20 protein-coding genes are annotated in these 21,367 nt (G+C 57.8%); 10 read left to right on the top strand and 10 right to left on the bottom strand.

Features of this window, described 5'->3' with window-relative positions:
- Complete coding sequence (locus VJ369_RS05570; protein ID WP_324091116.1) at positions 1–846, top strand: PHP domain-containing protein; 846 nt, start codon at positions 1–3, stop codon at positions 844–846.
- Here VJ369_RS05570 and VJ369_RS05565 read toward each other — a convergent pair.
- From VJ369_RS05565 to VJ369_RS05540, 6 genes are all read right to left on the bottom strand, one after another.
- The gene (locus tag VJ369_RS05565; protein ID WP_105676104.1) at positions 831–1,676 is read right to left on the bottom strand and encodes a DNA-methyltransferase; all 846 of its coding nucleotides are present in this window, start codon (positions 1,674–1,676) and stop codon (positions 831–833) included. The two genes, VJ369_RS05570 and VJ369_RS05565, sit on opposite strands and share 16 nt — an antisense overlap.
- A gap of 110 nt (positions 1,677–1,786) precedes the next feature.
- Entirely contained in the window at positions 1,787–3,418 is a 1,632-nt protein-coding gene (locus VJ369_RS05560) for a DEAD/DEAH box helicase (RefSeq protein WP_324091115.1), read from the bottom strand.
- A gap of 268 nt (positions 3,419–3,686) precedes the next feature.
- A complete protein-coding gene (locus VJ369_RS05555) occupies positions 3,687–5,153 on the bottom strand; it encodes an RNB domain-containing ribonuclease (RefSeq protein WP_324091114.1) in 1,467 nt (488 codons plus the stop codon).
- Between the two features lie 101 nt (positions 5,154–5,254).
- The gene (locus VJ369_RS05550; RefSeq protein ID WP_105675182.1) at positions 5,255–5,476 is read right to left on the bottom strand and encodes a DUF3107 domain-containing protein; all 222 of its coding nucleotides are present in this window, start codon (positions 5,474–5,476) and stop codon (positions 5,255–5,257) included.
- Positions 5,477–5,540: 64 nt separating this feature from the next.
- Entirely contained in the window at positions 5,541–6,164 is a 624-nt protein-coding gene (locus VJ369_RS05545; RefSeq protein WP_324091113.1) for a TetR/AcrR family transcriptional regulator, read from the bottom strand.
- Between the two features lie 134 nt (positions 6,165–6,298).
- Positions 6,299–7,642 carry a glutamyl-tRNA reductase gene (locus tag VJ369_RS05540; RefSeq protein ID WP_324091112.1) on the bottom strand — a complete coding sequence of 448 codons (1,344 nt, stop codon included), beginning with the start codon at positions 7,640–7,642 and terminating at the stop codon, positions 6,299–6,301.
- Between the two features lie 148 nt (positions 7,643–7,790).
- Here VJ369_RS05540 and hemE point away from each other — a divergent pair, with 148 nt between their 5' ends.
- From hemE to VJ369_RS05495, 9 genes are all read left to right on the top strand, one after another.
- Positions 7,791–8,846 carry a uroporphyrinogen decarboxylase gene (gene hemE / locus VJ369_RS05535; RefSeq protein ID WP_324091111.1) on the top strand — a complete coding sequence of 352 codons (1,056 nt, stop codon included), beginning with the start codon at positions 7,791–7,793 and terminating at the stop codon, positions 8,844–8,846.
- A 119-nt stretch (positions 8,847–8,965) separates the two neighbouring features.
- The gene (gene hemG / locus VJ369_RS05530; protein ID WP_324091110.1) at positions 8,966–10,546 is read left to right on the top strand and encodes a protoporphyrinogen oxidase; all 1,581 of its coding nucleotides are present in this window, start codon (positions 8,966–8,968) and stop codon (positions 10,544–10,546) included.
- An 84-nt stretch (positions 10,547–10,630) separates the two neighbouring features.
- A complete protein-coding gene (gene hemQ / locus VJ369_RS05525; protein WP_324091195.1) occupies positions 10,631–11,317 on the top strand; it encodes a hydrogen peroxide-dependent heme synthase in 687 nt (228 codons plus the stop codon).
- Positions 11,314–12,519 (top strand): ferrochelatase, encoded by a 1,206-nt coding sequence (locus tag VJ369_RS05520; protein WP_324091109.1) that lies wholly within the window; start codon positions 11,314–11,316, stop codon positions 12,517–12,519. The genes hemQ and VJ369_RS05520 overlap by 4 nt, the downstream gene beginning before the upstream one ends.
- Positions 12,516–13,490: a hydroxymethylbilane synthase gene (gene hemC / locus VJ369_RS05515; protein ID WP_324091108.1), complete on the top strand. Its 975-nt coding sequence runs from the start codon at positions 12,516–12,518 to the stop codon at positions 13,488–13,490. The genes VJ369_RS05520 and hemC overlap by 4 nt, the downstream gene beginning before the upstream one ends.
- A 10-nt stretch (positions 13,491–13,500) precedes the next feature.
- Positions 13,501–14,283, top strand: a complete 783-nt coding sequence (locus VJ369_RS05510; protein WP_324091107.1) for a uroporphyrinogen-III synthase — start codon at positions 13,501–13,503, stop codon at positions 14,281–14,283.
- A 25-nt stretch (positions 14,284–14,308) separates the two neighbouring features.
- Positions 14,309–15,295, top strand: a complete 987-nt coding sequence (hemB, locus tag VJ369_RS05505) for a porphobilinogen synthase (protein ID WP_324091106.1) — start codon at positions 14,309–14,311, stop codon at positions 15,293–15,295.
- Complete coding sequence (hemL, locus tag VJ369_RS05500; protein WP_324091105.1) at positions 15,296–16,603, top strand: glutamate-1-semialdehyde 2,1-aminomutase; 1,308 nt, start codon at positions 15,296–15,298, stop codon at positions 16,601–16,603. It begins immediately after the preceding gene.
- Between the two features lie 139 nt (positions 16,604–16,742).
- Positions 16,743–17,663, top strand: a complete 921-nt coding sequence (locus VJ369_RS05495) for an amidohydrolase family protein (protein ID WP_324091104.1) — start codon at positions 16,743–16,745, stop codon at positions 17,661–17,663.
- Positions 17,664–17,730: 67 nt separating this feature from the next.
- On the opposite strand, the gene VJ369_RS05490 is transcribed toward VJ369_RS05495, so the two are convergent.
- The 4 genes from VJ369_RS05490 to VJ369_RS05475 form a co-directional block, all read right to left on the bottom strand.
- The gene (locus tag VJ369_RS05490) at positions 17,731–18,582 is read right to left on the bottom strand and encodes a MetQ/NlpA family ABC transporter substrate-binding protein (RefSeq protein ID WP_324091103.1); all 852 of its coding nucleotides are present in this window, start codon (positions 18,580–18,582) and stop codon (positions 17,731–17,733) included.
- A 105-nt stretch (positions 18,583–18,687) separates the two neighbouring features.
- Positions 18,688–19,368 carry a methionine ABC transporter permease gene (locus tag VJ369_RS05485; protein ID WP_324091102.1) on the bottom strand — a complete coding sequence of 227 codons (681 nt, stop codon included), beginning with the start codon at positions 19,366–19,368 and terminating at the stop codon, positions 18,688–18,690.
- 3 nt (positions 19,369–19,371) lie between these two features.
- Positions 19,372–20,364 (bottom strand): methionine ABC transporter ATP-binding protein, encoded by a 993-nt coding sequence (locus tag VJ369_RS05480; RefSeq protein WP_324091101.1) that lies wholly within the window; start codon positions 20,362–20,364, stop codon positions 19,372–19,374.
- A 244-nt stretch (positions 20,365–20,608) separates the two neighbouring features.
- On the bottom strand, positions 20,609–21,292 hold the full coding sequence (locus tag VJ369_RS05475) for a 3'-5' exonuclease (RefSeq protein WP_324091100.1): 684 nt from the start codon (positions 21,290–21,292) through the stop codon (positions 20,609–20,611).
- Positions 21,293–21,367: the final 75 nt, after the last annotated feature.

The raw sequence follows: 21,367 nt of genomic DNA, 5'->3' as shown, positions 1-21,367 counted from the left end.
ATGCGAATTGACCTGCACACCCACTCAAATGTTTCCGATGGGACCCAGCGCCCCGAAGAGCTGATCGAGGCTGCGGCGCAGGCGGGCTTGGATGTGGTGGCCCTGACCGACCATGATCAAACCGCCGGGTGGGCCCCAGCGCGGGCGACGGCGCAAAAGCTTGGTGTGGGTTTTATCCCCGGCATGGAGATCACCTGTCAGGACCATCAGGGGATCAGCGTGCACCTGCTGTGCTATCTGCAAGACCCGGAATACCTGCCGTTGCTCAATGAACTAGAAATTTCGCGTAATTCACGGGTGATCCGCGCCCAGCGTATTGTTGAGCGACTTGCCGAAGACTACCCGGTGAGCTGGGATTTGGTCTCCGCTCACTGCCAGCCAGGTGCCACGGTGGGCCGACCGCATATCGCCGACGCCTTGGTCACCGCCGGGGTAGTGGAAAGCCGCAATGACGCATTTGCCAATATCTTGTCTTCGCGTTCACGCTATTACGTCTCCCACCCGGCCATTGATCCACGCGACGCGGTGCGTTTAGTTCTCGAAGCCGGGGGAGTGCCGATTTTTGCCCACCCCATGGCGAACCTGCGCGGTCGCGTGGTTCCCGAGGAAACTTTCCACGACATGATCGATGCAGGCCTCGCAGGAGTGGAGATTCACCACCGGGACAACAGCGAAGAAGGAAAAAAATTCCTGACTTCTCTGGCCAAGAAAAATGATCTGATTATCACCGGTTCCTCGGACTATCACGGGGCTGGAAAACTGAACCGGCTCGGTGAGAATCTCACCGAGCCGGACATGTTACAACGAATTCTTGACGCAGGAAGCGGATCTCAGGCTTCGCTGTAGGTGGTGGTTTCCGGTAGTCGGGAACGCATCACCTCGATGGCTTCCGGGTTCTGATCGATCAACACAAAGCGTCGATCCAACTTGGCTGCCACCGCTCCGGTAGTGCCGGAACCTGCAAAGAAGTCCAGAACCCAGTCTCCGGGGCGTGAAGATGCGGCGATAATCCGACGCAGAATACCTTCGGGTTTCTGCGTGGGATAACCGGTCTTCTCCTTGCCCGTGGGCGAAACAATGGTGTGCCACCAGACGTCGGTGGGAAGTTTGCCCAGGGCGCGCTTCTCTGGGGTGACTAGACCGGGAGCCATATATGGTTCGCGGTCCACCTCAGCCGAATCGAAGTGGTACTTTTTCACATTTTTCACGTAGACCAAGATGGTGTCGTGTTTAGCCGGCCACCTGCTCTTAGCCCTTGCCCCATAATCATAGGCCCAGATCAATTCGTTCAAGAAGTTCTCTCGACCAAATATCTGGTCCAGCAGCACCTTGACGTAGTGCACCTCGCGGTAATCCAGATGCACATACAGCGTGCCGTCTTCGGCAAGCAACCGGTACGCCTGCAAAAGCCTGGGTTCGATGAAGCTGAGGTAGTCATCAAAGCTGTCGTGGTACGAGCGGGCAGAACCCAGCTCGGTGTTGTAAGACAGGCCTTTAAAACCTACGCGGTCTCCTTCGCCCTCGGCGGCGCGCACCATGGTGCGCTGTGCTCGGGTCTGTTTCCTGCCGGTGTTAAACGGCGGGTCGACATAGATCAGGGTGAAAGATTCGTCAGGTAACGCCGACAAAGCCTTCATATTGTCACCATGCAACACGGTGTTTTCTTGAGCCGGCATGCCAGCAGTTACTGCAGGCACACCGGTTTCAGGCAAAGCGGAATTGTGCGGTTGAGCGTGCACCGTGGGTACGCGATCCTTTCGGAAGAAGAAGAGAAACTAAGAACCGATTAGTCCTGCGTTCCACCCTCGGTGCTACGCGTGCGGCGGCGTGGTCGACGGCGTTCGCTGGCCGACTTCTCGGAGCCTGCGTCATCGCCTGACTGGCTCTCCGGCTGATTGGTGTGGCGGTGGCGTTCGCCTTCACGAGCCGGGCGGTCTTGCTTGCCCTTGGAATGGCCGTGGCGGTTAGCGCCATCTTCTGCTGGCTGCTGTCCTTCTACGGTGCGCGTGCGGCTTCGGTTACCACTGCTGCGGCGGCGTGGGGCGCGCTCGCTGCTGCGCTCACTGCGCTCACTGCGGTCGCGACGTGGCGAACCGTCACCCTCTGCAGGTGCGGTCTTCTTGGCACGCTGCAAACGGCCCTTGGTTCCCTTAGGAATATCCAGGTCGGCAAAGAAGTGCGGCGAAGAGGAGTAGGTCTCTACTGGTTCTGGCACATTCAGGCCCAGTGCCTTGTTGATCAACGACCATCGAGGTACCGAATCCCAGTCCACGAAGGTGACGGCGATGCCGTCGTTACCGGCACGGCCGGTACGTCCCACGCGGTGCAGATAGGTCTTCTCATCATCAGGGCACTGCAGGTTGACCACGTGGGTGACGTCATCCACGTCGATACCGCGGGCTGCCACGTCCGTGGCGACAAGGATTTCTACCTTGCCTGCGCGGAAAGCCTTCAGCGACTGCTCGCGGGCTCCCTGGCCCAGGTCGCCGTGCAATGCACCAGCATTGAAACCGCGATCGATGAGTTCATCGGTGAGCTTTGCAGCCGAACGCTTGGTCTGGGTGAAAATGATCGTCTTGCCGCGGCCTTCGGCCTGCAGCATGCGGGCGACCATCTCATCTTTGTCCAGATTGTGTGCGCGGTAGACCAGCTGGCGGATGTTGCGCTTGGTCAGCGACTCATCATCCCCGGGGTCGGTGGCACGAATGTGGGTGGGGCGCGACATGTAGCGCCGTGCCATGGTGATGACGGCGCCGGGCATGGTGGCGGAGAACAGCATTGCCTGACGCACCGGTGGCAACGCGGCCAGGATGCGTTCAACATCTGGCAGGAAGCCTAGGTCCAGCATCTCATCGGCCTCGTCGAGGACCACGGTCTTGATCTGCTTGAGGTTCAGTACACGCTGACGATTCAGATCGATCAGCCGTCCCGGAGTGCCGACGATGACGTCGGTGCCCGCCTTGAGCGCATTGATCTGCTCTTCGTAGGGACGGCCACCGTAAATGGTGGTGATCGAAATGTTCGAGTGCTTCGAAGCCTGAGCCAAATCGGCGCCGACCTGGATGGCCAGCTCGCGCGTTGGAGCCACGATCAGTGCCTGTGGTGCGCCGGGGAATGGCAGGTCGGCGTAACCTTTGTCGCCTTCGCGGATGACACGCTGCAAGGCGGGGATACCAAAGCCGAGAGTTTTGCCGGTACCGGTCTTGGCCTGGCCGATAATGTCGTTGCCGCCGAGGGCCACCGGAAGGGTAAGCGCCTGGATCGGGAATGGATATTCAATACCGGCTTCGAGCAGCGAAGCGACGATGTCGTCGCGGACCTTGAGCTCGGAGAAGGTCTGCTTAGGTAATTCAACCTCGGCGGTATCGATTGGTTCGGGGAGTTCGACCTGTTCGGTCGATAGCGTCGTGTCGGTCACGATGTGTGTGTTCTCGTTTCATTTGTGGCACCGGTATCTGTGTTGCCAGCCCTGAACGTTCAGGGGGCGGTCACCTTACCGGTGCGGGTCCAGCGGAGCCGATCGCGTCATACACGTCATCTGCCACCAAGGGCGGATGTCGGGATGGTGACCGCTGGGAAGTCACCACGAAACTGTTCTCGTCGTTCAGCACGGTGCGACCGGGCATCCTAAATAGTGATAGCCCAAGCATAGCCGGTATCCACCGGTTTCCCGTAGGCTGGCGGGTCTAGGGCAGAATGTCGAACATGATCTTGCGTGTGGCCGGATCGGCAAGGCGCAGTACCGCGCTCACCAAGGTGCCTGGCATAGCGCTGCCGGTGAACTGTCCGGTGATCGGTTCGCTGACCAGCTGCAAATTGCCCGGCCGGCTTTTAGCCTCGCCCTGCTCCGGGTCGCCATTATGTGCCCCTGTGGCTTCGCGGAGCACTATTGCCTCAAATTTTTCCCCGATACGGTGCTGCAGCACATACGCTTCGATCAGATCGATGGCCGCGTTGGAGACGCGGTTCGCCGCGATGGAGCTTTCACGCATTAGTCCTGGCAGCTGTTCCAAGGCTGCATTGAGCTCTTCGGGAATTGGCTGGTTGTTTGCCTGCAGATCACAACATAGCAGGACGAAGCGATCCACCAACCGGCGCAGCGGCGCGGTGGTGTGCGCGTAGGGTGCTGCAATTGCCGCCTGCTCCAAGTCCGCTTCGTCCTGGCCGTTGATTACCTCGTAGTCGGCTCCGCGGAAAAGCGATGCTGCCCGGTGCATGATCACCAGCTGCCGCGGATCGTTAACGTCTAGGGTGCGCAGGTACTCGCCATAGCTGAGTTTCCGGTCCCAAGGGCAGCCAAGGAGGCGGGTCTGCTCGGTAAATTCGGCGAGGTCTTTGTCATTTGGCGCGGGCATGGTGCGCAAGATTCCGGTGCCGTGATCGAGCATGATGCGTGCCGCGGCAATTCCGGTGAGCAAGGAAATTTGGGCGTTGTAATCTTCCAACGGCAAGGGTTGGCCGCTGACGAGTTTGTAACCGTTGGCTTCCGGTTCGACTTCTTGATCCGGAAGGTTCAGTGATGCGCCGCCGCGCAGGCGTTCTTGTTTGATGCGCAGTGCACCAATTTCGGCAAGGAGCTCTAATTGCTCGCCGCCCTGGGAAGCGTCTAATTTTTGCTGGGCCGTGTGGTAATCGAGTTGTTCGCGGGATTTGATCATGGTGCGGGTGAGCGCAACGTCGGTTATTGCGCCGCTGTGATCCAAGGTGATGCGCCACAGGAAGGCTCGGCGTACCTGTCCGGCAAGCAACGAACCTTGATCTTCAGAGATCAACGGCGGGTGCAGGCTGACCTTGCGGTGCGGTAGGTAAAAAGTCTGACCGCGTGATCTGGTGACTTCATCCAGTGTGCTGCCCAGTTGCACAAACGCCGGAACGTCGGAGATAGCGTAGTTCACCACGTATGCCTCGCCGGTGCGTTCTAGGTACATCGCTTGGTCCAGATCGGTGGCGCCTTCGGGATCAATGGTGAAAAACGGGAGTGCCGTATCGTCATTAGGCGCAGGAGCTACGTTGGCTACCGCTTCCTCGGCGGCGGCTAACGCGGCTTGGTCAAAGGGCGCGGGAACTTCAAGTTCCTTTTCCAGTGCGAGCAGTAGCTCGTCCAGGTTGACGGCGGCATGTTTGCGAGGGCTATGGATCCGTGGATTAGTCACATATCTAGGATTATCACAAATATGTGATGTGAAGCACGCTTAAACGCTTCGTGGCCGCCCCAAATATTGGAACGACCACGAGGGGTGAAGCTAAAGATTCTCTAGTGCGCGAAACCCACGCGACGGGTCTCTTCGGGACCAACCTCGACATAGGCGATTCCGGCTGCGGGGATTAGCACCTCGCGGCCCTTAGGATCCTTCATCGATAGCACGCTGCCCTCGGAGATCGCCTTGGAGACGGCCTCATTCACTTCGGCGTTGCTCAGCTCGGATTCGAGTACGACTTCACGGGCTACATTCTGAATACCAATCCGGATTTCCATGATTGTCAATGATCCTCTCGAAAGAATTACGAGTCCCGTCTGGGGGCCTCTAAAACAAATCTAACTAGTTTTCCTTCGGGAACCGTGAAATTCCGCGCCAAGCTAAACGTGAGATCAGATCCACCGCGGTTTCTTGATCAACCGGTTCCTCGCTGGTGGCCCAGTAACGTGCGGAAACCTGTGACAGCCCGGCTAGCGCGCGGCCAATCAATAATCCTTCATCTTCATTCAGGTCGGTGTCTTTGACGACGACCTTCGAAATGGAAACGGCCAGAGCATTATTGAACTCTTCGATACGCGCGGAAATGAGTGGATCGGAAAGTACGTCTGATTCAAAAATGAGCCGATACGCCTGGGACTCACGCTTGATGTACTGGTAATAGGTGTTAATCGTCTCGAAGACTCGTTGCCGGTTATCGTCGGTTGAGGCGATGGCATCGTCGAGCAGCTTTGTGAAGTCGGCGAGATGCGAATCCAAGAGGGCTAGGTAGAGCTCGCGCTTGCCAGGGAAATGCTGGTAGAGAACTGGTTTGGAAACCAGTGCAACTTCAGCAATCTCATCCATTGAGGCGCCATGGTAACCATGGGCTACGAAGACCTGATGAGCTGCTTGAAGTAACTGGCGACGTCGCGCTTCACGAGGCATTCGTTGCGTGCGTGGACTTTTTATTTCCCCAAGATCCGCCATGATTTTGACCTTTCAACCTGCCGTGTGCGAAAGCCACATGCGAGTTGTCCGCACGTAAAACCAGCTCCTACTAGCAAGTAGTATTCCATGTTGCGAGGAAAAAAGCGCCGGTAAACGCAGGGTGTCTATTGCGCTTATGCGCTTTGTTCGGCAGGTACTGCCGGACAGCTGGCAGCTTCAGCCGAGGGGGACTGTACGGTAGGGGTGCTAAGCGCGGCGGTATTGCCAAGTGGCTCGCTCAGATCAAGACCGTAGAGTGTCTCCAAGGCTGCGACATATTCGTCGGTACGGCCTTGGGCAGCCAACTCCCGTGCACGCACGGTGGGGACATGGAGCAGCTGGCGCATCATCCGACGCATAGCCAGTTCAACTTCTTCGGCGGCGGCGGTACAACCGTGCTGGGCACGGACCTTAGCGACCTCGGAGTCGAGGACTGTTTTAGTGTGTGCCCGCAAAGCGATGATCGCGTGATCGGCTTCGCGTTCGCGCTGAGAAGCGGAGAACTCTCTGGCAGCCTGACTCACGATCCTGGTCGCGTCATGCACGGCCAGAGCCTGTTCGGTCGGCGCGGCCATGCGCACCGATTCGAGGGTGATTAGATCCACGCCGTCGAGTTGCGCCAAGGCCGGGTCAAAGTCATTGGTGAGCGCCATGTCGATGGCGATCAGTGACTGGCCCTTGACGCGCAGTTCGGTCAGGGCCGCACTATCCAAGCGATTTCCGCCACCGGAACAACCGATGATGACATCTGATTCACGCAGTGCCTGTGGCAACTGTTCGTTGCTCAACGGGAAACCGCCACGCTTATCGGTGAAATCGGCGGCGCGTCCGGAGTGCGAGTACACGCTGATGCGCTTCACTCCACGTTCCTTGAGCAATGCGATGGTTGCGCCGGCATACGAGCCGGTACCGAACAAGACAATGTCCTGGTCTTCCCAGCTGCGGTTTTCGTTCATCAGTTCTTCGGCGAGGTCTAAGGCGACCGACACGACCGACTTGCCCTGTGAACCAAGTTGCGTCCGACTTCCAACATCCTTCGCAGCGCGTGTGGCGTTCTGGAAAAGTCGGGTGAGGTTGCTGGTGGTGGTTTTTTCTTGCTGCGCCTGGGTCAGAGCGCGGCGAACCTGACCGGCGATTTCGCGTTCTCCCACGACAGCACTGTCTAGTCCGGCTCCCACCGAGAAGAGATGGCTGATTACCGGTTCGCCTTCTAGTGCGGTCAGTCGGCGAGTGAGGAAATCTGCGGAGAGCTCGGTATTCGCAGCTAGTTCGTTGACCAGCTGCTCGGTTGCTTCTTCGACGTTCTCCACGTCGGCGTAAACCTCAAAACGGTTGCATGTCGCCAGCACGACGGCGCCATTAATCACCGCCGACCCATTGGTAGAGGCGGCGGCTAGCCCGTTGGCCGAGGCGCTAAGTTGTGCCACGGTCTCCAAATCGAGCTGTGAATGCGATGCAACAAGAGATAAGAAAACCACAATGTCCCCAGAGTAGGCCGAAATAGGGGTCCAAACAACGCAGGCGAACCTAAGATCACGTATTTTCACGCAGTTATGTTGCTCACCTTCATCTGTCGGTGAACGGAGTAAATGGCCTTTTGCGCTCCAGAGTTGGCATGATTGAAACATGACTCTGTCGCAGAACCATCCCTTCGTTGATGGACGTACCTCCGATTCCGCTTTGATCCAAGCTTTAACTGGACGCACCCCGAGCCACCACCCGGTGTGGTTCATGCGCCAGGCAGGGCGTTCACTGCCTGAATACCTCAAGCTCCGCGAAGGTGTGAGCATGCTCGATTCCTGTCTGGACCCGGCAATGGCCAGCGAAATTACGCTGCAGCCAGTACGCCGCCACAAGGTCGACGCGGGCATCTTCTTCTCCGACATTGTGATTCCATTGCGACTTGCAGGCGTTGGCGTGGATATCGTTCCCGGTGTTGGCCCAGTCCTGGACAAGGCAATCCGCACCGCAGAAGACGTGGATAATCTGCCAGAACTCACCGATGAATCGTTAGACCCAATCCGTGAAGCGGTGGCCTTGACCGTTGCAGAGCTGGGCAGCACTCCGCTGATCGGCTTCGCCGGTGCCCCCTTCACCGTCGCCGCCTACATGGTTGAAGGCAAGCCAAGCCGCGACCATCTAGGTCCACGCACCATGATGCATGCCGAACCAGAAGTCTGGGACAAGCTGATGAACTGGGCCGCAGACGCTTCAGGCAAGTTCCTCCGCGCGCAGGTGGAAGCCGGCGCTTCGGCCGCGCAACTCTTCGACTCGTGGGCAGGTTCCCTGTCCCTGCCTGATTACCAGAAGTTTGTCGCCCCGTACTCCTCGCGTGCGTTGGACTTCGTGCGTGATACCGGGGTGCCACTGATTCACTTTGGTACCGGAACCGGTGAACTGCTCACCGCTATGCGCGATTCGGGCGTTGACACCGTCGGCGTGGACTACCGGATTCCTCTGGAAACCGCCATTGAACGCCTAGGCCAGAGCGTCTCGGTTCAGGGAAATATTGACCCTGCATTGCTCTCTGCTCCTTGGGAAGTGCTCGAGGCACATGTTCGTCAGGTGGTCGCCAGCGGTGCGAAGGCACGCGGCCATGTGGTCAACCTTGGCCACGGTGTACCCCCGACCACCGATCCGACGGTACTCACCCGTGTGGTTGAACTCATTCATTCGCTCTAACCACGCAGGACTAAGCTAGGTGTTATAGACAGATCACCCTTGTTTCTGACGGCGCCGGTAATCTCGGCGCAGTCAGAAACAAGGCGAACATCGAGGTGAATGTGGAAGGTGCAGCGTATATGACCAGGAATCAGCGCAACTCCCCGGCGTCAGAAAAACCAAGCGAGCGTCCAGCCACCAAGGCACGGCGCGACCTCGCCTCAGACACGGCGGCCCATGCACTGCGGCTACTGGAAAAGGTACGTTCCGCGGCCGAATCCCGCACAACAAAAGATCGAGTCACCGATCCGCAAACACCACACGCCATCGTGGTCGGCGGCGGCATCGCCGGGCTGGTTGCCGCCCGCGAACTGCGCCAGACCGGATACCGGGTCACCGTCCTTGAAGCGGCATCAAGCTTTGGTGGATGTCTGCGCCGGGTAGAAGTTGCCGGGTTGAATATCGACGCAGGCGCCGAGTCTTTCGCGGTGCGCGGAGGCACGGTGGTTTCCTACCTCGACGAGCTGGACCTGAGTGAGAAAATCACGCCAACCACCGGTGTCGGGGCTTGGCTGATTCAGGGTGACGGCGAAAGCCTCGTAGCTAATCCATTGCCTGCCACCTCATTAATGGGGATCCCAGCGCAGGTGCGCAACGACGACGTGCGTCGCATCATCGGCCGTGCCGCCACGGTGCGCGCGGCGGCGGATCTAGTCACTCCCATGCCCAAAAAATGGGCCACAGAAAAACTCTCCCTGGCCGAGGTCGTCCGTCACCGGATGGGGCAGGGTGTCCTTGATGCCCTAGTAGCCCCAGTGGTCAACGGCGTCTATTCCACAGATCCGGCGCGCATCGACATCGACGCGGCCGCCCCTGGGCTCCGCGCCGCAATGCAAGAGACCGGCTCGCTGGCTAAAGCGGTCGCCAAACTCCAAGGCGACGCACCGGCAGGATCACGCGTCGCTGGACTTGATGGCGGCATGTACACGCTGGTCACCACGCTCACCGAACAGCTGACTGCAGCATCAGTGGCGCTGGTAGCGAACTCTCCGGTCAGCAAAATCGATCATGATCCTCAAGCGCAGCACCCGTACAAGGTGCACAGCCTTGGCCAAGAACTCACCGCGGACCGGGTGGTTATCGCTACCGAAGCGCAAGCCGCGCTGAATCTGCTCAACCCGATGTTTGAAGATTCAAAGCGCATCAGCTCCGAGGCAGTGTCGAACTCCGTCGCCTTGGTAGTGCTGGTGGTCGATAAGCCAGAACTTGATGAGGCACCGCGGGGATCAGGGGCATTAGTTGCGCAGAACGCACCCGTTGTCGCCAAGGCGCTGACTCACGCCAGCGCCAAATGGCCTTGGCTCGCCGAGCAGTCGGGACCCGGAACTCATGTGGTTCGGCTGTCCTTTGGGCGTATCGGACAACATGAGCCAATCGTTGAATCAGGGGATACCCACGCATTGCTGGAGCAGGCCATCAAAGATGCTTCAAAGATTCTAGGTGTTCAATTGAACCAGGACGATGTGGTGGGCAGCGCTATATCGCGTTTCAACGACATGGTCCCGTTGCAGGGCGAGGAAGCGAGCGCACGCCGCGCTCAGCTCAACGCCGCAGTACAAGATTTTGATGGTTTGGATGTGGTGGGGGCATGGCTTGCCGGCACCGGGTTGGCCAGAGTCATCGGCCACACGCGCCGCAGCGTTGCCATTAGCGCCCGCTAATTTTCGAGATTACCGCTTAATTTAGATCAGATGATCAAGGAGAAAACCTCAGTGAGCTACGTACCACAGCATAATTCGCCGGTCATGCGAGACCGTGAGGCCGCCGGAGAAAACCCGACCATGTTCTACACCCTGTGGACCGTGTTCAAGCGTTCCGCCAAGGTGGAACTGGGCGCGGCTGATGCCACCGAGTTTGACTCGCTCATCGCGGAACTTGCCGACTCCGGTGCGGTTGTCCGCGGCATCTACGACGTGTCGCTGATGCGCGAAGAAGCCGACATTATGGTCTGGATGCACGGTCCGGCAGCTGAATTGCTGCAGGCATCGATGCGCAAGGTCCGCCGCAGTGCATTGCTTGCCGGCACCGAGATTGTGTACTCCACGATGGCAGTGCACCGAGAAGCCGAGTTCTCCAAGGACCACTCGCCGGCCTTCTCCCGCGGTGTGGATCCGAAGGGCTGGATGACTGTTTACCCATTCGTCCGCTCCCACGACTGGTACACCATGGATCCTGCGGCACGTGGCAAGATGCTACGCGACCACGGCATGCTTGGACGCGAATTCCCTAACGTGCTGGCTAATACCGTGGCAGCGTTCTCCTTCAGCGACTTTGAGTGGCAGATCTGCCTGGAAGCCGATGACATGATCGACCTGGTCGACATGATGCGTCACTTGCGTTACACCGAAGCACGCCACCACGTCAGCGAAGAAACCCCGTTCTACACCGGACGCCGGATCTCGGCCACCCAGGCCATCGAGGTCTTGAAGTGACCCAGGATTTCGATCCACGCACCGGCTACGACGCCAACGGTCAAATGATCCCTAAGGCCTACGACGCGATCCTGCTGTCCTCTTTTGGAGGTCCCGAAGGTCAAGACGACGTGATCCCATTCCTGCGCAACGTCACCGCAGGCCGTGGAATCCCCGACGAGCGCCTTGAAGAAGTCGCGGTGCACTACCGTAAAAACGGTGGGATTTCACCGATAAACGGCCAGAACCGGGCATTGCTTGCCGCGTTGGAAGCCGAACTGGCAGCGCGAAATATCGACATTCCGGTGTACTGGGGCAACCGCAACTGGCACCCGTTCGTCAACGACACGCTGAAGAACATCGCAGCCGATGGGCACCGTAAGGTGCTGCTGATGGGCACCGGTGCCTATACCGGGTATTCGGCATGCCGCCAGTACCGCGAAGATTTGGGCATGGGCTTACGCGAGACCGGCCTGGAAGGTGTGCTCGAAGTTGACAAGTTGCGCCAGTTCTTTGATACGCCTGCCTTTGTGCAGCCGTTCATCGAGGCACTGAGCACCTCGTTAGCCGAGGTTCGTGCGCAACTGAGCGCAAAGAAGCAAAGCGACGCGAAGATCAAGATCGTCTTTGTGACTCACTCGATTCCAATGTCGGACGCTAACGCTGCTGGTCCTGAGCAATTACGTGCCGCGGCGAGCGAAAATCTTTACACCGCGCAACACCGTGCAGTAGCAGCACATATTTTGGCCAACGTACCCGAAGCACAGGGCTTGGAACACAGCCTGGTGTACCAGTCACGTTCCGGTGCACCCCACGTGCCGTGGCTGGAACCAGACATTAATGATGCACTTGAGGCCGATGCGGCCGCCGGAGTAGCCGGTGTTGTTGTGGTCCCGATTGGCTTCATTTCCGATCACATGGAAGTGCTCTGGGACTTAGACACCGAAGCCAAGGACAGTTGCGCCCAGCTTGGCCTGGCCTTTAGCCGGGCTGCGACTCCTGGCACGCACCATGCCTTCGTTTCTGGGCTGGTGGATCTGGTTGAAGAGCGTTTGGCCGATGCCACTGGCGAAGCCTTGCGCGACGGACGGATCAGCGTGGTGGCGGGCGGACCATGGTTTGATGTGTGCCGTCCGAATTGTTGTGAAAAGCGCGCGCTGGATGGAACCTTGCGTCCCACCATCGCCGGCGTCGATTCAGAAGTGGGGGTGCCTGCGCCATGAGCGAGACATTTCGTGTAGGAACGCGTGGCAGCGCGCTTGCGACCACGCAAACCGGGTGGGCAGCTAAAAGATTGGCACAGTCCTCCGGGCTGGCGGTTGAAACTATTTTGGTGAAGACCGAAGGCGACGTGATCACCGGCCCACTGTCACAATTGGGCGGGACCGGAGTCTTCGCGGCTGCATTGCGCCAGCATCTGCTGGATTCCGGATGCGATTTGGCGGTGCACTCCTTGAAGGATTTACCGACCAAGCAGCCTGAAGGTCTGGTGTTGGCTGCTATTCCAGAACGTGAAGACGTGCGTGACGCATTGTGCGCCCGCGATGGTCTGAAACTCTCCGAGCTGCCCGAAGGGGCAAAAATCGGCACCGGGTCACCACGCCGTGCGGCCCAGCTATTAGCTTTCCGTCAGGACTTCCAGATTATCGATATTCGTGGCAACGTCCCCACCCGGCTTGGCCGGGTCAAGGGGATTGGGAATACCCAAGATGATGGCAGTGTCGGGCGAAGTGTGCAGGGCGATCTGGACGCGGTGATTTTGGCTGCGGCCGGGATGCGCCGCTTGGGTTTGGATAAGTACATCACCGAATATCTGGACCCGCAGATCATGCTGCCAGCTCCCGGGCAGGGCGCCCTCGCCTTGGAAGTGCGCAGCACCGGTTCGGATCATCCGGCTTTGGATCAGGCACTTGCGGACTTGGACCACCTGCCCACACGTATGCAGGTGGAAGCCGAACGCGCACTATTGTCTGCCTTGGAGGCAGGGTGCGCAGCTCCGATTGGTGCACTGGCTCGGGTGGAGGGACAGACACTGATCTTGGAAGCTGTTGCCTGTAACCCGGACGGTTCCGAAACCATGCGCCGGAGCGCTCAAAGTGACGGGCTTTCGGTGCAAGCCGCCCAAGAACTTGGACGAAGTCTCGCCGAGTCGATGATCGCCGACGGCGCCGCGGTCGTCGCGGGTTTGGTCTAAGCGGTTATACATGGGTCATCAGGCACTAATCCTGCGCGAGGCGGCGCGAGCCTCCGCCACCGTGCGGGAATTTGAAAAGCTGGGCATTGAATCGTTCTCTGCCCAGCTGATCGAAACCGTCTGGCCGCAGGATCTGAGCGAATTGCGCCGCTCGATTCACTCGTTAGCCGCCGGGGAGTATCAGTGGTTGGTGCTCACTTCGGTCAATACCGTTGAGGTCATCGCTACGATCCTCGACGGAAAAGAGCTGCCACGCGGACTGAAGGTTGCTTCTGTTGGAACAAAAACCGCGGCGGTTGCCAAACAGCGTTTGGGTGTTGACTCAGATTTTGTACCCACGGAGCAGTCCGCGGCCGGGATGGTGGAGCAATGGCACCTGGACCCAGGCCAGAAAATTTTCTACCCACATGGGGATCTTGCCAGCTCTACTCTTGCCGCAGGACTGGCTGGCCATCGACTCGATGAGGTTGTGGCTTACCAGACCGTTGGCGCACCGAGCGGGGCAGTCCCCTTACGCACCAGCCAGGTGCCTGCCGCGGCGCAAGTACTTGCACCACAGGAGATCGCCGTGAACCTCGGACGGTTTGACCTAGTGGTTTTCAGCGCACCAAGCATCGTGCGGCGTTTTGTTGAACTGACCGGTGACTTGCCGGTCAAGGGCGTGAAAAACATTGCTATTGGCCAGCCAACAGCGCAGGCACTGCGCCAAGCGGGTTTGCCAGTGGATGCGATTGCCAGTGAACCTACACCCGCGGGTTTGGCGTTAGCTGCCCAAGAACTAATCAAAAAGTGAATCATCAATTCTAGAAAGAAGTGACATGGGTTTCCCTCAGCACCGACCTCGCCGGCTCCGGCAGAATCCTGCAGTTCGTCGACTCGTGGCAGAATTTGAGCTTTCTTCGCGACAGCTGATCCTGCCTGCCTTTGTCCGTGAGGGACTCACCGAGCCGAACCCGATCACCTCCATGCCTGGCGTCATGCAACACACCATGGATTCGCTCAAGGCGACCGCGGCGGATGCAGCGCAGCGTGGCTTGGGCGGCATTATGCTCTTTGGCATCCCGGAGCATCGCGACGAGAACGGCAGCGCCGGGATCGATCCGAAAGGTATTTTGAACAGGGGCATCGCCGCCGTCCGCGAAGAAGTTGGCGACGAATTAGTGATCATGTCCGATGTCTGCTTGGACGAATTTACTTCTCATGGGCACTGCGGCGTGCTTGATGAAACGGGCGCAGTGGACAATGACCGCACCCTAGAAATTTATGCCGAAATGGCAGTGATGCAGGCTGAAGCCGGCGCGCATATCCTCGGCCCATCTGGAATGATGGACGGGCAGATCGCCGTCATCCGCGAGGCTCTGGACCAGGCCGGCAAACAAGAAGTTGCGGTACTGGCTTACGCGGCAAAATACGCCAGCGCCTTCTACGGACCGTTCCGTGAAGCCGTCGATTCGCAGCTGCAAGGCGATCGCCGAACCTACCAGATGGACGCGTCGAACCGCCGCGAGGCACTGCTGGAGGTGGAGCTGGACCTCGCCGAAGGTGCCGATATGGTCATGGTGAAACCAGCCATGAGCTACCTGGATATCGTCTCGGACATTGCACAGATGTCGCCGGTACCGGTCTCCGCCTACCAGATCTCCGGTGAATACGCGATGATCGAAGCCGCCTCGGCCAATGGATGGATCGACCGCAATGCCTCGGTGATGGAGTCCTTGCTGTCGATTCGTCGTGCGGGCGCCGAACAGATCTTGACCTATTACGCAGCCGAAGTTGCCGGCTGGTTGAACGAAGGAAATAAATAAATGTCGAATTCCGAAAAGCTTTTCGCCGAGGCTCAAGAAGTGATGCCCGGTGGCGTGAACTCGCCAGTTCGTGCCTTCGGCTCCGTCGGCGGCGTGCCACCATTTATGGTCGGCGCCAAGGGTGCTTACCTGACCGACGCAGACGGCAAAGAATATGTTGACCTAGTCTGTTCCTGGGGTCCAGCCCTATTGGGTCACGCTCACCCCGAAATTCAGTCGGCGGTTCACGCAGCCGTTGACCGCGGGTTGTCCTTTGGTGCATCCACCCCGGATGAGGCGAAGCTTGGCAAACTGATCAAGGATCGAGTCGGAGGGGTAGACCGGGTACGTATGGTCTCCACCGGCACCGAAGCGACCATGACCGCTGTGCGTTTGGCCCGCGGCTTCACCGGTCGTGAACTGATCATCAAGTTTGCCGGTTGCTACCACGGCCACCTCGACAGCCTCTTGGCCGATGCCGGCTCGGGTGTTGCAACCCTGGCGCTGCCAGGTTCCGCTGGAGTCACCGCGGCCACCGCGGCCGAAACCCTCGTATTGCCATACAACGACCGTGCCGCGGTTGAAGCCGCATTCGCCGAGCACGGGGCAAATATTGCCGCCGTGATCACCGAATCAGCACCGTGCAACATGGGCGTAGTCACCCCGGAGGCGGGCTATAACAAGTTCCTCAAGGACACCACTGCCAAGTACGGCGCACTGCTGATCCTTGACGAAGTACTCACCGGCTTCCGCGCATCATCTTCCGGATACTGGGGTCTGAGCGGTAAGGATGAAGGCTGGAATGCGGACCTCTACACCTTCGGCAAGGTCATCGGTGGTGGTCTTCCAACCGCTGCCTTGGGTGGTCGCGCCGATGTTATGGATTACCTAGCTCCGTTGGGCCCGGTATATCAGGCCGGCACGCTTTCGGGTAACCCGGTAGCGATGGCTGCCGGTATTGCTCAGCTGACCCACGCCACCGATGAGGTGTACGCTCACATTCTCAAGCAATCCAACGCTCTGCAGGCAAAGCTCAGCGAAGCCTTCAACGAGGCAGGGGTGGATCACTCGATCCAGCGCGCAGGTTCCTTGTTCTCCGTGGCATTTGGCACCTCGGCCAAGGGCGTACATAACTACGCAGATGCACAGGCTCAAGAAGCGTTCCGCTACGCACCGTTCTTCCACTCGATGCTTGATTCAGGTGTTTACCTGCCACCAAGCGTATTCGAAGCATGGTTCCTCTCCGCAGCGCATGATGATGAGTCAATGGAGAAGATCTTCGCAGCACTGCCTGCGGCGGCTCAGGCTGCCGCTGCTGCCACCGCGTAACACTCTGAAAACCGAGGTACCGGCTTCCCGCAACATGGGAAGCCGGTACCTCGGTTTTTTATACTCTGGAGACTTCAAGAGTCGATCTTGATAGCTTGGCTAGAACATCAATGGTTGCAAGAAATATGAGGAACGGTTCATGGCAGACGTCGTCTTGGAGCATCTAGTACCAAAAACGGATCAACAGATCCCCGAATTCTTGGAGTATCTCGGGATTCCAGGCCTCGCTGATATTCACGTACATTTCCTCCCAGAACCCATGTTGCAGAAAGTCTGGGCATACTTTGACCAGGCAGAACAAAGTTATGGCCGCCCGTGGCCCATTACTTATCGAATGGACGAGCAATCGCGTATCAGTCGGCTTCGAAAGATCGGGGTAGCGGCTATTCCTGCGTTGTCATACGCCCATAAGGCAGGCATGGCGACGTGGCTCAATGAATGGGCACGAGACTTCAGCAACCGCGTTTCCGGGGCCTTGCACTGTGCGACTTTCTATCCGGAACCCGGAGTTGGCACCTACGTCCAAGACGCAATCGACGCTGGAGCACGACTATTTAAGCTCCACATTCAGGTCGGCGGTTTCGCACCGGATGATGCCCAACTCGATGAAGCCTGGCGAACGCTTGAACAGGCACAAATCCCGGTAGTAATCCACGCCGGATCCGCACCGCTCGACGGCAGTTTCACCGGTCCGCAACATGTCCGCCAACTTATGGAGAGGTTTCCCAAGCTGGTGCTGGTGATTGCGCATATGGGCATGCCCGAATATCACGAGTTTGCGGATTTAGCCGAGGAGTTTGCCGGCGTATATTTAGATACCACCATGGTGGGGACCGACTTCACCAATGAATTTGCGCCGATGCCAGATAGTTATCTCCACCGCTTGCCAACCTTGCAAGACAAGATCATTCTCGGCTCGGACTACCCGAATATTCCATATGCCTATGCCCACCAAATTGAGGCGCTAGCCCGATTAGGGCTTGGGAGAGCCTGGCTCACGGCGGTGCTGTGGGGCAATGGGGCCAAGCTACTTGGTTTGTCTGGCGCGGCGGCTTCTTGAGCATAAACAACGGAGCGCTCCTCTGCCCGGTGGGCAGAGGAGCGCTCCGTAAAGCACTGTGGAGTCCTTATGAAGCTGGGATTACGCTTCCGTCGGTCCAGGTCTTCTTGATGTATGCGGCTACTTCTTCGGAGTGCAGCAGTTCGTCAAGCTTGGCAATGGCCGGAGTCTCTTCGCCTGCACGCCAGGTCAGGAAGTTCGAGTTCGGGTTGTCCTTCGAGGACTCCTGCGCAAGTACTTCATCCAGGTTCAACTTCGCCTGAACGATGAAGTTTCCGTTGATGACTGCCAGTCCGATGTTGTCATCTTCGGCGTAGAACTTTGGAACCTGCTCCGAGTTTACTTCTTTAAAAGTGAGCTTCTTCGGGTTCTTGGTATCGTCGCCGTCAAGGGTCAGAGCTGAATCATCGTCGGTCAGACCCGAAAGCAGTCCCACGCTTTCCAGCACGCGAAGCCCGCGAAGCTGGTTCACCGGGTCGTTATTCAACAGTACGATTGCCCCTTCGGTGACATCTTCAGGCTTGTCGAAATTCTTCGAGAATACGGTCAGTGGCTCCAAGTGGACGCCCTTACCGTGATCGAATTCGTAGCCCTTGTCGGCAACCTGCTGTGCCAGGTACGCCTCGGTCTGGAAGTAGTTAGCATCGATGGTGCCATCGGCCAAAGCAATATTTGGCGTCTGGTAGTCATCAATTTCCTGGATTTCCAGGTCGATACCGGCATCCTTAGCCAAGTTCTGATCGATGAATTCAAGAATCTGTGCGTGTGGGACCGGGCTTGCGCCGACCTTGACGACTACAGGGTTTGCTGGGTCGAGGCTAGGTGCCGCCGATGGTTCGGCGGATCCGGTGCTACCGCAGGCGGTCACCGCAAAGAGAGTAGCGACACCAGTGATGGCAAGTGCGAGCTTTGTACGCATTGTGAGTGTTTTCCTTTGAATACGAACCGTTGCCGGTAACGAAAGGGGAAGTTTGGTGTGGCTGTTCTGCCCACCAAGCCCGTCGGGTGACCGACGGAAAATTATCTAACGGTGATCAATCTTGCGAGCGACGATGTCGCCGGCAATCTGTACGATTTGGACCATGATGAGGATAATGACCATGGTGACCAACATGATTCCCATGTCGTAGCGCTGGAAGCCATAGTTGTAAGCCAAGCGCCCCAAACCACCGCCGCCGACTAGTCCGGCCATTGCCGAATAACCGATGAGCGTGACCACGGTGGTAGTCAGTGCGGCGATAAGCCCTGGCATCGCTTCGGGTACCAAGACTTTGCGAATAACCTGCATCTTGGTGGATCCCATCACCAATGCGGCATCTACCTTGCCGGATGAAACGTCACGCAACGCAGTTTCAACAAGTCGAGCGAAGAAGGGAACCGTACCGATGGTCAATGACACGGAGGCTGCTACCGGACCGAGCGACTCGCCGGTGATGGCCTTGGCCAAGGGAATCAGCGCCACCATCAGAATGGCAAACGGAATCGAACGGGTGATGTTGACGATGATGCCCGAAAGCACCACATTCAGCCAACGAACTGGTAGCAGTCCACCTTTGCCGGTGTTATGCAGCAAGATTCCCAGCGGTAAACCGATGACGATGGTGAAAACTGTAGCAATCAGTACCATCTGCAGTGTTTCCACGGTAGCCGGCCACATAGCCCTGGTGATACCTGGGTTGTTCAAGAGTTCAGTGAAGAAATCCATAACTTACTTGGCCTCCTTCACGGTTACTGCGATTCCAGCGGACTTCAGATATTCCACGATTGCGCCAAGGTCGGCATCAGGGGCAAACTGCACGCGCAAGTGGGCGAACTGCTGATCGCCCAGGTGTTCAACAGAGCCAGCCAAAACGTTGACATCGGTGTTGAATTTACGTGCAATGCCTGAGATGACAGGTTCGGTTGCCTGATCACCGGTGTAGAGCAGATCTACCACTGGTCCGGCACCCTCGACCTGTGGCGCGTCACCTGGAAGCGGCAGCAGTGTTGCAGCCAAACGTCCTGAAGGGTTCGTAATGACCGCTTCAATGTCGCCGTGCTCAACGATTTTGCCGGCTTCAAGAAGGGACACCGAATCACAGGCCTGCTTCACCACGTGCATCTCGTGGGTAATGATCAACACGGTGATGTTCAGGCGGTTGCGTAGTTCTTTGACAAGTTCAAGAATTTCGTCGGTGGTCTGCGGATCCAACGCGCTGGTCGGCTCATCACAGAGCAACACATCGGGGTCGGTGGCCAAAGCGCGGGCAATGCCTACACGCTGGCGCTGACCGCCGGAAAGCTGCGAGGGGTAGCCCTTGGCAAACTGGGTCAAGCCCACGAGCTCAAGAAGTTCCGAAACTTTCTTCGCAACGTCCTTCTTGGGCGTACCTACCAGTTCTAGTGGGTAGGCAATATTTTGTTCGGTGGTGCGCGAATCGAACAAGTTCGCATGCTGAAAGACCATACCGATACGACGGCGGGCATTACGAAGCTCATCGTCACTGACGTTAGTTAGCTCCTTGCCGTTGACTGCAACGGTGCCGGAGGTCGGCTGGTCAAGCAATGTCAAGCATCGAACGAGCGTGGATTTACCAGCTCCGGAGTGCCCAACAATGCCGTGAATTTTCCCGGTGGGGACTTCAAGGCTCACACCGTCTAGGGCAACAACGTCATTGTTGCCTTGGCGGTAGACCTTACGCAGGTCACTAATTGTGATCACTAGGCGCGTTCCTTCAATTCTCAAGGGGTATAGAGAGTACCCTCCATTGAATCATTATCGAACAATATCGCCCTAACGCCCCTCAGAATAAGGTAACTATTCTTAATTTCGGGCGTAATTGCCGGTGCTGTCGAAGAAGATTCGCTGAATTGTGACTGAAGATGAACGATTGACTTACCCGGCAATTCGGGGGAGTCCTCTTATAGATTGTGAAGTGGACAACAGTTAGTGGAAAATCGGGCCATTAGCTGTCTTTGATCGGCCAAGCACCGTCAACAACAGCCTGCGGATCACGCTTTCGTAGGTACTCCTGGAAGCTTGCGGCTTGATCCCGAGCCCAGCCAATCTGCCAACCATGCAAGTCTTGTGGGTCCACCTGAAGTTGTGGGTATTTCTGCGCAATGGCACGAGCAACACCAACACATGCGACAGAGTCGGCAAACGAGGTGTGCGCATTTTCGAGAACTACGCCGTAATGCTCACAGGCTGCGGCAAGTGTGCGTTTTCCCTTGCGAAACTTGTCCACCTGCTTGTCAATGATGAACGGATCGATCACGTTACCCGGAATGAGCGGTACTAGACCATAGCGCAACGCCTCGGCATGCAGAACCGAAAAATCGTAGGACGCGTTAAACGCCACGATGGGGGACTGCTGGGCAGCAAATTGTAGCAAATTGAGGATCTCGGAGACGCCTTGCGGAGCAGGCATTCCTTCAGCACGTGCCTTTTCGGTGGAAACACCGTGGACAGCGGTCGCTGCCTCGGGGATCTCGACTCCAGGGTCAACGAGCCACTCGCGCTGATTCACTACCTGCCCCTGAGCATCGAGAAGAACCACTGACGCGGTGACAATGCGAGCGGTGTTGGTATCGACGCCTGTGGTTTCCAAGTCAAAGCCAACGACAAGGCCCTTATGCCATTCATTCATAGAAACAACGCTACCTGTTCGTTCCTGCAACTTTTCCACTGACGCTCCGGTTGTGGATGAGGAACTCGAAGTTGG

Origin of the sequence: Glutamicibacter sp. (assembly GCF_035257265.1) — a bacterium.
Taxonomy (GTDB): Bacteria; Actinomycetota; Actinomycetes; order Actinomycetales; family Micrococcaceae; genus Glutamicibacter.
Note: the sequence above shows the minus strand (reverse complement) of the source record. Positions and strands in the feature narration are given on the sequence as shown.